Annotated in this window: 11 protein-coding genes; 4 read left to right on the forward strand and 7 right to left on the reverse strand. The window is 46.7% G+C overall.

The window, feature by feature from the left end; genetic code table 11:
* Positions 1-179: 179 nt before the first annotated feature.
* Complete coding sequence (locus BBR47_RS26440) at positions 180-1,112, forward strand: flagellar hook assembly protein FlgD (protein ID WP_015893505.1); 933 nt, start codon at positions 180-182, stop codon at positions 1,110-1,112.
* Between the two features lie 64 nt (positions 1,113-1,176).
* On the opposite strand, the gene BBR47_RS26445 is transcribed toward BBR47_RS26440, so the two are convergent.
* From BBR47_RS26445 to ftsE, 6 genes are all read right to left on the reverse strand, one after another.
* Positions 1,177-2,877, reverse strand: a complete 1,701-nt coding sequence (locus tag BBR47_RS26445; RefSeq protein ID WP_015893506.1) for a hypothetical protein — start codon at positions 2,875-2,877, stop codon at positions 1,177-1,179.
* Between the two features lie 129 nt (positions 2,878-3,006).
* On the reverse strand, positions 3,007-4,368 hold the full coding sequence (locus tag BBR47_RS26450; protein ID WP_041749678.1) for a PDZ domain-containing protein: 1,362 nt from the start codon (positions 4,366-4,368) through the stop codon (positions 3,007-3,009).
* A gap of 15 nt (positions 4,369-4,383) precedes the next feature.
* A complete protein-coding gene (locus BBR47_RS26455) occupies positions 4,384-5,853 on the reverse strand; it encodes a S41 family peptidase (RefSeq protein WP_041749679.1) in 1,470 nt (489 codons plus the stop codon).
* A gap of 92 nt (positions 5,854-5,945) precedes the next feature.
* Positions 5,946-7,148, reverse strand: a complete 1,203-nt coding sequence (locus BBR47_RS26460; protein WP_015893509.1) for a murein hydrolase activator EnvC family protein — start codon at positions 7,146-7,148, stop codon at positions 5,946-5,948.
* A gap of 27 nt (positions 7,149-7,175) precedes the next feature.
* A complete protein-coding gene (gene ftsX, locus BBR47_RS26465) occupies positions 7,176-8,072 on the reverse strand; it encodes a permease-like cell division protein FtsX (RefSeq protein WP_015893510.1) in 897 nt (298 codons plus the stop codon).
* The gene (gene ftsE, locus BBR47_RS26470; RefSeq protein ID WP_015893511.1) at positions 8,062-8,748 is read right to left on the reverse strand and encodes a cell division ATP-binding protein FtsE; all 687 of its coding nucleotides are present in this window, start codon (positions 8,746-8,748) and stop codon (positions 8,062-8,064) included. Before ftsE ends, ftsX begins: the two co-directional genes overlap by 11 nt.
* 336 nt (positions 8,749-9,084) lie before the next feature.
* On the opposite strand from ftsE, the gene BBR47_RS26475 reads away from it, so the two are divergent.
* Both BBR47_RS26475 and BBR47_RS26480 read left to right on the forward strand, forming a co-directional pair.
* Positions 9,085-10,242 (forward strand): iron-containing alcohol dehydrogenase, encoded by a 1,158-nt coding sequence (locus BBR47_RS26475; RefSeq protein ID WP_015893512.1) that lies wholly within the window; start codon positions 9,085-9,087, stop codon positions 10,240-10,242.
* 194 nt (positions 10,243-10,436) lie between these two features.
* Positions 10,437-10,901, forward strand: coding sequence for a hypothetical protein (locus tag BBR47_RS26480; protein ID WP_015893514.1), 465 nt, complete (start codon positions 10,437-10,439; stop codon positions 10,899-10,901).
* A 35-nt stretch (positions 10,902-10,936) separates the two neighbouring features.
* Here the strand turns inward: BBR47_RS26480 and BBR47_RS26485 are convergent, their stop codons facing one another.
* Positions 10,937-12,037, reverse strand: a complete 1,101-nt coding sequence (locus BBR47_RS26485; RefSeq protein WP_015893515.1) for a GerAB/ArcD/ProY family transporter — start codon at positions 12,035-12,037, stop codon at positions 10,937-10,939.
* A gap of 132 nt (positions 12,038-12,169) precedes the next feature.
* Between BBR47_RS26485 and BBR47_RS26490 the strand changes: the two genes are divergently transcribed.
* Positions 12,170-13,081, forward strand: coding sequence for an acetamidase/formamidase family protein (locus BBR47_RS26490; RefSeq protein WP_015893516.1), 912 nt, complete (start codon positions 12,170-12,172; stop codon positions 13,079-13,081).
* Positions 13,082-13,118: the final 37 nt, after the last annotated feature.

Here is a 13,118-nt window from a genome sequence, read left to right on the forward strand (position 1 = left end):
CCCTCTTTCATCTCCTCATAGCATGACTGTTTCTACTTCCATTATAACACAATTCCGGCTAGTTTAAGCCCAAAATTCGAACAAACGTTTGTCTTCATCTTTCCACCGATTTTTCCGATATAAGATGAGGGAAGTACAAACATACGCAGATAGACTCGCCACCTTCAGGGAGGATTGACATGTCAGATAACGGAACAACCGTCAAAAATAACCCTTATATACAACCGCATATGAGCTATAAAGGCAAAAAGGAATTCAGCACGGAGCTCGACCAAAATGCCTTTATGAAGCTCATGCTGGAGCAGTTAAAGCATCAGGACCCTATGTCCCCCATGGACAACTCTCAGTTCATCCAGCAAACAAGTATGCTGACCATGGTAGAAAAAATCACAAAAATGACCACGCTGATGGAGCAATCGAACAACAGCATGGTCACTTTGGATAAGTATGAAAAGCTGGTAGGTCGTACTGCTTCGTATTCCCTCACTACAAAAGACGAGATGACGGGAGAAACGAAGACGGAGAAGAAAGAAGGCGTACTTGATGCCGTCTACATGGATCAAGGCAAAATCTACTTCCGTATCGCAGGCGAATCGACACCGATTCCGCTGGCAGACGTCTCCGGATTGGAATCGCAAGGTCTGGCCGGCAATACGCTCGACAACAGCGTGAAGTACATGGAAATGATCGGTCGTGAGATTTCCTATAAAGTAACAAAGGAAGTCGACCGGGATGGCAATCCAGATACCAAAAACGACATTTCCAAGGTTGATGAAATCTTGAATGGCGTCATCACTGGCTTTACCACCAAAAACGGTACCGCGCAATTCCAACTGGATAATGGATCAACCGTAAAAGCCGAAGAAATCGTAGGCATGACGGTGAAACCTGAAAACAGAACAATGGGCAACTCGCTTGCCTATGCGCAAATGATCGGCTACAACATCACGTACAACCAGTCTCAGACAAACCCGGACGGCACCACTACCAATACTCCTCTTTCCGGAGTGGTCAAAGCTGTCAGCATGAAAAACGGAGTCGTCGAATTCGTTCTCCAGGATGATAAGAAAGTCGCTCTCAATCAAATCACAGGATTCGAAGCAACTGCCTAGAATCCTATACAAAAAGCCGCACATCTTCGAAATCGGAGAAGGCGGCTTTTTCTTTTACAAGTTCCTATTCGTTTACAATCACTTTTCCGGTTATCGCATCCACATAAAATGTATCATCTACTTTAGATTCTCCCCCGCAGAAGCAATGCGAGCGAGTTTGGCGAAACGAAAGGTCATAGCCGAGCTTCCAGGTAATCGTGTTTTTCTTATAATCTGGCTGGTGGATATAGGTCAGCTCAAGTGGATAGGTTTGCAGTAATCGGGTCATGGCCACTTGTTCTTTAAGGGCTTGAGAACGGGCCGGGTATTTGACACTGGCCGGTTTGTTTATGCTCACCTGATCCCATGTACCCGTCCATGAATCGATCCGAATCGTATACATCCCGTTCTCCACACTCTGATTGACCCCATAAACTGGAATGCCGTTTACAAGGGGATCAGCTATGATCGAGGTGTACCTTTCATCTCCATCCTCCGTTATTTGGATCTGATTGTTTCCAGACGGAGTCAGTCTTTTCAAAAGCTTATCCGCTTCCATCCGATCCCGCTTCTTATCCGTTTTCACATGAGACCATTGCGGATTATTCACCTTTGTGGAAAATGCAAGCAGTTCACCAGTCTTTGCATCCGTCACGAGGAGATGATGCTGCTCACCGTTTGTGCTTCCCTCAGGAAAGGTAGCCATTCGAGATATTTTGTCAGCATCGGGAACCCCCTCACCAAAATTCCCCCAAATGAAATAGCGAAGGGCTGGGCCATTATCGTAACTCGCTTCGTAGACGGACAGCGGCAGCTTTTCTGTTTCGAGTCTAAACAATATGCGTAACAAATCACGCGCTTGTGTCTCTGTTTGCGCTACCCATTTCTCACCTGTTCCAGTCACATTGATGGTCTGAGCCGGGTTGGTTGTCGCTCGGGAATTCGCTGTTACCAATCGTTTGCCACTGAAGGCATCCAATGCACTACCTGTATGTTGTTGCGCTATGACTCCATTTTTCAGGACATAAGCGAGCTTTGCTTCTACCTGTTCGCTTTGATGATGAATGGGCAATAAATAAACAAGTTCTAATGGCCGGCTTTCTTGCCACTTTCGTACAGCTAGTTCGGAGGAGATGACACGCTGCGGAGATGGGAGGGAAGAGGGACTTACTTTTTCGTATAGCCTGCCATCAAACGTGGAAAACCAAACGATTCTTCCCGATGCATCAAAACTGACGAGACAATCATAATCGTCATCGAGCACCACATTATTCAGGACTCGCACCAGTCGAACCGTCAATAAATCCTTATTTTTATAAACCTCTCGCGCTTGATAGGTGTTTCCTGTGCCAGTCCCCTGCAATCCAGCGACAAAAGCCAGCGCACGTGCTTTGGCTTGCTGCTCAGTCGGGTAGGCAGGCTTTGTTGCTGCTTTCGGGGTAAGATTCAGTCGGAGCAACTCCCCTGTCTGTCCGTCAAAAATCGCATCATCCATAGACGAATCAGCCTCAGCAGCAGACTGTGCAAAAGTGACCACTACCCCGCTAACACCAGGTCCATCTACATCGCCACCGTAAACGACAAAGCGCGAAGACAGCTCCGGCAAAAGCTTGACTAGCTTTTGGACACCTTTCGTCACATGCATCGGTACAGCTACAACCGATTGGGCCTGTGCTACGGTCACAGTTGTCGTTGCGCCTGCTCCTGATAAGGGTGCGGCAAAAACCGTGGCAGCAGCTAATGTACCCGACAAAAACCACGAGACCGTTCTTTTTACCTTCAACACCGAACCCACTCCCTCTTTTTTCCTCCTACATTGAGACGCAACAGCTACCAGTAAGTTTCCCATTGGACAAGCTTATCTCGAAAAAAAGAAGGTATGCACGTTTGCCTGCATACCTTCTCCCAACTATCCTTATGCTCCTACATTCAGCTTCTCCAGCTTTTGCTTGATCAGCTCGACTACACTGGCGCGTTTCAAATCAACAAATGCACGGGTATTTGCATCTGGAACCACAATGATCCCCAGTTGGTGATGATTGCCCGCATAGACCGCACACTGTACGAACTTCAGCTCACCTTCATGCGTGAGTACTTCCATTTTACAAAAGGCAGGATTGGCTTGTAGTGCTGGATATAAATCTTCTTTTTCCCGCACCGAAATGCCATTTACTTTCACGATAATCTCACCGGGCGTAATTCCGATTTCCTCTGCTCTCGTTCCCGGAATGACACCCATTACTTTTACACCGCGCGAAGACTGGATGAAATAAGGCGTACGCTTTCTTTCTTGATACTGACTCCAGAAAAACAGCGCCTCATGACCGAATAGTGCAAAGATCGCGGTCAGCATGATCAACGGATAAAACCATACAGTCAGAGCACACAATCCCAACAAAATGAGCGCATACAGCGTCAAATTTTTTGCAACCTGCGTTGCTTTTCTATACGGAGTCATCGTTTGCGTCATATCAGAGAATCCGGTCACTGTGGGCAGAAGCATCAGTCCGAAAGAAGCGGCTTCGGGCGAAAAGAACGGCCACCCCGGATACAACGCACCACTGATAGCACCTGGCTCCATCTGTACGAACAGCACGGCTGGAGTCAGCCAAAAAGAATGAAGCAAATAGGCACCGACAATCCGACCACGCTGCCCTTCCACGAACAGTGGAGAAGCGTCCCGCCCGCCATTCCAGCGTACGAGCATCGCTTCAATTAGATGCATGATCGCAACTAACGCAAGCAATGGCAATGGTTTCGCCTGACGAATCATTTCCCAGATATAGCTCAATCCTGGAACATCCGTAACCGGTGGAATAACCAGTGTGATCGCGTGTAAAATCGCCAAAATCCCGGCAGCATATGCGAAACAGAGAAATCGTAAACGAATCAGCGCCAAGATGAGTGCCAATCCCCATAGTATCCACAAATCCTGTGCTTGCACGACCACGCCGAGTCCTGCACTAAGAAGAGAAATCAGCAAGCCTCCCACCAAGCCCATCCCTACAGCCCGTATCGTTGAGAGCAAAGGGGACTGAATGCGTGCAGAAAAAAGCTGTCTTTCCAGATTCATCTGTCTGCGATAATGCAAATAAATAAAAACCAGAAAGAGATAGAAGACAGGATTAATAAAAAATGCGGCAAAGCCATATGCAATGGTAAGCATATCTGCCTGTATCGCCAATTGCCTCACCTCAACTAAAGGAAAGAAAAACCACGGCATTTGATTTGCCGTGGTTATCATTTCTACGGGTAGCAGGGAATTACCTGCTTCCATTTTCTTGATTATTCATTACTTGCCCGTGACTACATCCAGAGCTTTTTGCAATTGCAGATCATTCTCTGGCTTCGTCATCGTTTTACGGAGACTTTCTTCCAGCGAAGAGCGTGTCTTCGCGTCTACTTTGCCAGTTACCTCAAGTTTGCTGGAGGTTTGGAACTGCTTGATTGCTTCCTCTGTCTTTTCATCAAAATAGCCATCTTCTCGTCCTGGGGACAGATTCAAGCCTTTCAGGATGAGCTGCAGGTTTTTCACGTCAGTACCAGCCATGTCGCGCTGCAATACTTTATCTGCCGGCAGCAGAGTTGCGTTGAAATAATCAGGTTGCTTGACTTCAAAGTCTGGCTTAATGCCTTTTTTATGGACCCAATCCCCACTCGGTGTGATCCACTTGGCAATCGTCAGCTTCAATTGGCTCTTGTCGTTCATTTCCATGGTACTCTGAACGGTTCCTTTACCAAAGGTCTTCTCACCGACCAGCTTGTAGCTGCCGCTATCGCGCAGAGCACCCGCGAGAATCTCCGATGCACTGGCGCTTCCGCCATTAATCAGTACCGAGATTGGATAAGGCTTGGCAGCTTCTGTAGTCGAGAAATACTCTTCTTTTTGCTGTCCGCCATTTCCATACTCGATTTGTACGATCTTGCCTTTTTTCGGTACGAGGACTTCACCGATTTCTTTCACAGCCAGCAAATACCCACCCGGATTGCCTCGAACGTCAATTACCAGACCGCCAATCCCCTTCTGCTCAAGAGCAGCCAGCTGTTCTTTGAAGTGCTTAGCTGTGTCTGTAGAGAATTGGGTAAGGTTAATTACACCTACTTTAACACCGTTCTTCTCGATGATCTGACTGTTTACCGTCTCAATCGGAATATCGTCACGTACACACACAATGGTAAGAGGTTCTGGTACTCCGGCTCTCACTACTTTGAGAACCGCCTTCGTTCCTTTTGGACCACGAATCTTCGTCACTGCCTGATGCAGGTCCAATCCTTCAAGGGATTCATCATTTACGCTCAAAATTTGGTCGTTTGGACGCAGCCCCGCACGCTCCGCTGGGGAGTTTTTGAATGGGGAAACAACCGTTACCCGACCATTTTGCATCGTTACCTCTGTCCCGATCCCTTGGAAAGTCGAGTGTAGGGTAGATGTGAACTCCTCAGCAGAGCGAGGGTCCATGTAATCACTATACGGATCTTCAAGCGACCCGACCATTCCGCCAATTGCACCCTCTACTAACTGCTCAGTGGTGACATTTTGGATGTAATCTTTCTTGATTGCTGAAAACGCCTCGTACAGCTTCTGGAACTCTTTCGGATAATCTCCGCTTCCAGAAAACAGCGCCATGCTGGATGCTGTTAAAGCCCCACCTTGACTCGAACTGGCGCTAGCCGATGTCTTCATGATCGCCATCGTAACAAAACTACTGGCTACCATGGAGATGAGTACAAGCGCGATTACGGTACGTCCTTTCCATCTCACTGTTACGTCACCATCCTTTGTGCTACCGGAAAAAGATATGCTGCTAGTGTATGCATGTTCCGTTCACAATATTTGTCTGGTCGCACGAGGGTCTACTTCAAGTACGGCATTGGGTTAACTGCTACGTCATTTTTATAGACGGTAAAGTGCACGTGATTTCCGGTTGAGCGACCTGTTGATCCTACCTCTGCGATCTTTTGACCTCTCGATACGGATTGCCCAACTGAAACCTTGATACCTCCCTCGCGAATATGACCGTACAAAGTGGTATATTCTGCGTTATGCTTGATCATTACTGTATTCCCGAAGCCGCCGTTATATCCTGCAAAGAGAACAATTCCGTCAGCCGCAGCCAAAATTGGCGTTCCCTTCCGTGCTGCCATATCTACACCATTATGCCCAGCTGAACGGCCTGTAAACGGGTCTGACCGCACTCCGAAGCCTGAAGTGAAGCGGAATTGCCCATTTGCGACAGGCAAACCAAACTTTCCACCCTTGTAGCCTGTACTGGATGCGCTCAGCGCACGTACTCGCTCCGAATATTTGGCTGCTTCTTGTTTGGTGATAGCCAAAAGCTCCTGCCCATACTGCTCCAAATCCACTTCAAGAGCAGATTCTTTTTTATCCAGTTCAGCCTTGACCACTAAACTTTGCTTGTACTGCTTGTCCAATTCGACTTTGAGCTCCTCAGCCTCATCGAACATCCCAGCGTACACGGTCAGCTGATGATCAATTTCTTTCTTTTTGGTCTCGATGGTTTCCTTATCGCGAATGTTATCCTCTAAAATACGCGTGTCCTGCTCCAAAATAAGCTGCAAGGCCTGCATACGCGTCAAAAAGTCCCCAAAGTCAGAGGAACCGAGAAGGACATCCAAATAGGAGACCGTACCGCGTTCGTACATGGAAGTCACACGTGTTCTGAGCAAAGCATCCCTTTTCGCCACGCGATCCTTTGCCTCATCCAGCTTATCCTGCGCGTTTGCTGCTTTTTCCTTGGTATCTTCCATTTGCTGCTCAAGCTTGTCCAGCTTTTTCTGTGTATCGTTGCGACGCAAATCGATTTGCATCAATTGCGTTTCCAAGCCCTTTTTCTCTTTTTGCACGACATTGATCTGTTCTTCTGTCTTCTTCATTTGCTGCTGCTGGCTTTTCTTCTTCTTTTGGATTTCTTTTAGCTCTCGATTAATCTTGTCCAAAGAGGCCTTACTAGGCGCAGCCAAGCTCACATTCGTCGGGAGCACCGTACCGACTACAAGCCCAGTGATTACGAGTGCTAGCAGGATTCTCTTTCTCATGATACTCCTCCCACGCTCTTCAAATTATTAAACTCGCAAGAAGCGACGTACGGACACCAAACTTCCCCAAATCCCGATGAATGCACCAATCGCCAGCAAAGCCAACGCCACTTGATACACGAGCGGGAATAGCGGCAACAGTTTAAACAGTTGGGAAGCTTCAAAACTGGAGTGAATGGCATCCAGGAGGTAGTAATACCCAACCATTAACATAATGGTTGGAATCAATGCCCCTGCCACACCCATCATGAGCCCTTCCACAAAGAATGGCCAACGGATAAACCAGTTCGTGGCACCAACCAGCTTCATGATTTCAATCTCTCTGCGACGTGCCACAATTGTCAGCTTAATCGTGTTGGCAATCAAGAACATCGCGGTAAAACCAAGTCCAATAATAAAGGCAATCCCGACATTACGAACTGCTCCTGTCAAGGAAAACAGTTTGTCCACAGTGCCTTCCCCGTAAGTTAGGCTTTTGACATACTGGATATTTTTAATTTGAGCAGCAACAGCAGCAGTGTCTTGCGGTTGCTTCGTTTTTACGGTAAACGCATCCGGCAGAGGATTGCTTTCCTCCAATCCTTCAAACAAATACGCTTTTTCACCAAGGCTCTCTTTAAATTTCTTCAGTCCTTCGTCTTTCGGTATGAATGAAACGGACTCCACTTGCGGAAGCTTCTTGATGTTGTTCTCAACCTGTGTGATGTTTTCTTTTGTCGCTAGCAAGTCCATGAAGACGCGGATTTCTACCTGCTTTTCCACGGTTTGCGCAAAGTAATTGACGTTCATCGCCAGAATGAGGAAAACTCCCAAGATAAAGAGAGTAATGGTCACGGCACTAATTGAAGCGAACGACATCCAGCCGTTCCGCCCGAGGTTTTTGACCCCTTCACGGACATGGCGCCCCAGCGTCCTAATCTTCATAACCGTATTCCCCTCTCTGCTCATCACGGGCAATTTGGCCTGCTTCGATCGCAACCACCCGTTTTCTCATGGTGTTTACAATTTCTCTATTGTGGGTAGCCATAACGACTGTCGTTCCACGCTGATTAATTTCTTCAAAAAGCTTCATGATTTCCCAAGAGGTCTCTGGGTCCAGGTTCCCCGTTGGCTCGTCCGCGATAATAATTCCCGGACTATTCACCAATGCGCGCGCCAAGGCAACCCGTTGCTGCTCACCACCGGACAGCTCGCTTGGTAGCATTTTGGCTTTATGCTTGAGCTTTACGAGACCCAAAACATCCATCACGCGCGGCTTGATTTGTTTCGGATTGCTCTCGATTACTTCCATCGCAAATGCGACATTTTCGAAAACGGTTAACGTCGGCAGCAGCTTGAAGTCTTGGAACACGACACCGATACTGCGGCGGACTAATGGTATTTGACGCTCTTTGATTCTGCTGACATTGAAGCCACCCAGAAAGATTTGTCCTTTCGTCGGCTTCTCTTCACGGTACATCAATTTGATAAACGTAGATTTACCCGCACCACTGGGGCCTACTACGTACACAAATTCACCTTTCTCAATCCGAATGTTGATACCTTTCAAAGCATTGGTTCCATTCGGGTATGTTTTCCATACATCGAACATTTCGATCAAGCCAATCACATCCTACTTCGTCAGATCCTTGTCTATGTATCTTGATCCTGATTTTTTGTTAACGGTAAAATCGACAAAACCCCTCTACCCACTAGCAAGCGCTGCCATACCTTGCTGAAAAACAGCGGGATTTCCCATCTTATCCATTATACCACCACGATTCACGGATGGTATCCACTAAATCTCTCATTTCTTGTCGAAACAGCTTCGATTGTTAACAACTGTCACGAATTAGGGAGATAATAAGATTGCACATTCCCGCCTAGCATCATGGAAAACAGTTGGCTACAATGAGTGTGATAAGAGGTCATCATAAAAAAGGAGCTGGTTATCAACGTGGAAAATTTTGTTTACCATAACCCGACACAGCTGATTTTTGGACGGGGTCAATTGGCCCAGCTCGAGGAAAAAGCACGACTGCTAGGTCCCACCGTTCTTTTGGTATATGGTGGTGGCAGTATAAAGCGAACTGGTCTCTACGACAAAGTGATTTTTCTTCTCCAGTCTGCGGGCTGCCGCGTGCATGAGTTGCCCGGAGTGGAGCCAAATCCACGTCTGAGTACCGTTAACAAAGGAATTGAGTTATGCCGCCAAGAGGGTGTCAATTGGATACTCGCTGTAGGTGGTGGTAGTGTAATCGACGCGGCCAAAGCAGTCGCGATTGGTGTGCCTTACGAGGGAGATGTTTGGGATTTTTATACGCGCAAAGCGGTCGCACAAGAGGCTCTGCCCCTCGGTACCGTACTGACACTTGCTGCTACTGGTTCTGAAATGAATCGGGGAAGTGTCATCACCAACTGGGAGACACAAGAAAAGCATGGAGCTGGCACGACGTTTCCGGCGTTTTCGATTCTGGATCCTGAGCATACGTTTAGCGTACCTCGCGACCAAACGATCTACGGAATCAGCGACATTTTGTCCCATGTATTCGAGCAGTATTTCACGCATACAGCCGAAATTCCACTGCAAACACGTTTTGCCGAGTCGATCATGAAGACCGTCATCGAAAATGCAGAACGCGTCCTCACCAATCCGGAAGACTACGATGCCCGCGCCAACATCCTGTACTGCGGAACAATGGCATTGAACGGCACTCTCCCGGTTGGGGTCACAACAGACTGGGCAACCCACTCCATTGAGCATGCTGTCAGTGCTATTTACGACATCCCGCACGGTGGCGGTCTGGCAATCATCTTCCCGAAATGGATGCGCTATGTGTACCGTGAAAACGTCGCTCGCTTTGTGCGGTTCGCGACAGAAGTGTGGAATGTCGATCCTGCCGGCAAGACAGACGATGAGATCGCCTTGGAAGGGATCGCCGCTACGGAAGCTTTCTTTGCGCGTATCGGTGCCCCTACCCGATTGGCTGATTACGGCATCACCGACGAGCACTTGCAGCTCATGGCCGAAAAAGCTACTCCGTTTGGACCGATCGGTCAGTTTAAAACATTGACGAGTGACGATGTGGCACAGATTCTTCGATTAAGCTTGTAAAAAATACAATAAATCGACAGTTAGAAGCAATTGATTATATACGAATCAGTTGCTTCTACTTTTTTGAAAACAGATACAAAATCTTTCATCTCATGCATCTTATGAAAATTAATGTAAAATTCTGTATTTACAACCATTTCTAAATAGAATATTATGAAAATTGTAAAATAAAGTCGTTAAAAGGAGGGTTTACTATGAAGAAAAAGCTTCTAGTCGGTCTTTCATCATTGGTTTTGAGTTTAACAGTGGCATCCTCTGTATTTGCTGCATCGTATTGGGAAACGGAAACAAATCAGCAAAGCAATAATACATGGAGTCAACGTGATGCAAATGGATTTGTTCTAGGAATCGGGGATGTCGCACAAGGATACATTTGGGATATTGATGATGAAGACTACGTTGCTTTTTACCCGAAAACAAGTGGTACAAGAACAATTAGATTGAACGTTCCTTCCAATATGGATTTGAAATTTGAAATATGGGATGCAGCGCGTAACAAAGTATTGGATGAATCCATTTCAAATAAAAACGGTGTAGGTGGCGCTGAATCAGTTACCATGTATTTTTCTGCGCAAAAATACTATATTTTAATTGACCGAGTGAGTAAATCAGGTGCTGAAGGTAACACCACAAACGGCTATGCTTTATCTATCCAATAATTTATGTTCGATCAATTCATTATGGCTCGTCCAATTCAAATGGACGAGCCATACCTTTTTCGAATGGCATACCCACACAGGAGCACCAACGGTACACCAATGCTATAGGTAACATCATAGAATGGCCAGTACTTCGCAATGATGTCGCCATAGACAACCATATTGGGCGAGAAAATCGTAGACATTACCATGAGCAAAACGATGTACGGAAGGATGAGAACCCTGAAGTTCTCGATTCGAAAGACGTGACGGATGCCCAAATGAAAAAACAGGCAATATAATGTAATTTTGACGCTCACCGCGATAAACCAAATCACCGCGATAATCGCCTCTAGCCGCTGGATGAAATCCCCGAGTTTTAGCTGTTTGATAAGAACATAGGTTGGATAAAAATGCCGCGAAGTCTGTTCTGCCCCCAAAACAAGGATGCACATCAGCATGATGATGAACAACACAATCCCTCCAAGCAACGTCCCCAGAAAAAAAGATCTCATACGTTTTTGGATAGGCGAGACAAACGGAAGAACCGCCATAAAAATGACCAGCTCTGAAAAAGGAAAGGCAATTGCCGCTGTAGAACCCTGCAAAATTGGCTTCCACCCATTTTCAAATACAGGTTGAATTCTCGACATGTCCGCTTGCGGCAGAAGAGTAATCATGAGTAAACCAAAAAAGAAAAAGAACCAGACAAAATAGATTTCTGCCGATTCTGCGACTGTTTGCAGTCCCAAACGCACACCAAACATAATCACAATGACAAACAATAGCTGTATCGCGAATCTTGGAGTCGAGACTAATAGATGCGTGCCAACAAAGTCGCCGATTTCCATCACATGCGCCCCTGCTGAAAACAGCGTATAACAAATAAACGTGAGGGTAATGATCGTTCCTAATACTCTCCCAACGGTTTGATCAACGAAGGTAAAGAAGCTCTGATTCCGATAAAGCTTCCCCACAGCTATGAGTAAGACAATATTGAGCAGTCCCACCACAAGCCCGATCAGGACAGATATCCACGCATCCTGTTTAGCGAGTGTAGCCGTCACTCCAGGCAGAACGAGAACGGAATCCCCAATGGTAACTAGGGTGACGAGCATCAATAGTTGCCGGGGACTGATCTTGTAGCTCTCTTGCATGATTGCTCCCTGCTCTCTTTAGGCCTTCGATCCCTTTATACAATTATTTCCTCCATGAATCGGCGCTAAACACGTAGGCATTTCATGCTATGATAAAGAAATATATGTAAAATGGATGGGAGGACTGCAACCATGTACAGAGTAAAAAAGCAGGACGTAATTTATGCCATGTCTCCTGAAAATCGGCCGGTCTTGAAGGTAGAAGCAGGCAGTATCGTAACGTTTGAAACCTGCGATTGCTTCGAGGACCAAATCCAATCGGCTGACACGGTGTTTCAAGAGCTTGATTGGAATCGGATCAACCCTGCTTCCGGCCCTATTTATATAGAAGGAACAGAACCAGGTGATATTTTGGTTGTTCATATTCAGAAAATTAAGATTAAAAATCAAGGCGTAATGGTTACAGGGCCGGAACTGGGTGTAATGGGTTTCGACCTGCAAGAAAATGTGATTAAAATGATTCCGATACAAGATGGAAAAGCTGTCTTGTCGGACAAGCTTCAGGTTCCGATCAGTCCTATGATTGGCGTAATTGGAACAGCTCCTGCCAAAGAAGCCATTTCATGCGGTACGCCAGGCGATCACGGCGGTAACATGGACTGCAAGCAAATGCGCGAAGGTACTACATTGCTTTTACCCGTAAATGTTCCCGGCGCATTGTTTGCCCTGGGTGACCTTCATGCTGCAATGGCAGACGGTGAAGTTGCTGTATGTGGTGTGGAAATCGCAGGGGAAGTAACCGTAAAGCTCGATGTGATAAAAGGAAAACAGTGGCCGTTACCGATGGCAGTCAACCAAGAGCATTTGATCACAATTGCGTCGGAAAAAGAGCTGGACAAGGCTGCGGATCGAGCGGTCATCAACATGGTACAATTTCTACACGAAGAGCTCGGCGTAGAAAAGGCGGAAGCCACCTTCCTGCTCTCCGCTGCGGGAGATTTGCGCATCTGTCAGGTAGTCGATCCTTTAAAGACAGCCCGTATGGAGTTGCCTCTCGCGTATGCAACCGCAGTTGGCTTTGATTCGAAAATAGTCGGTAGATAAGAATAGAACGCAAAAAAACCCCAAAGCTATGGGGTTT

Origin of the sequence: Brevibacillus brevis NBRC 100599 (assembly GCF_000010165.1) — a bacterium.
Classification (GTDB): domain Bacteria; phylum Bacillota; class Bacilli; order Brevibacillales; family Brevibacillaceae; genus Brevibacillus; species Brevibacillus brevis_D.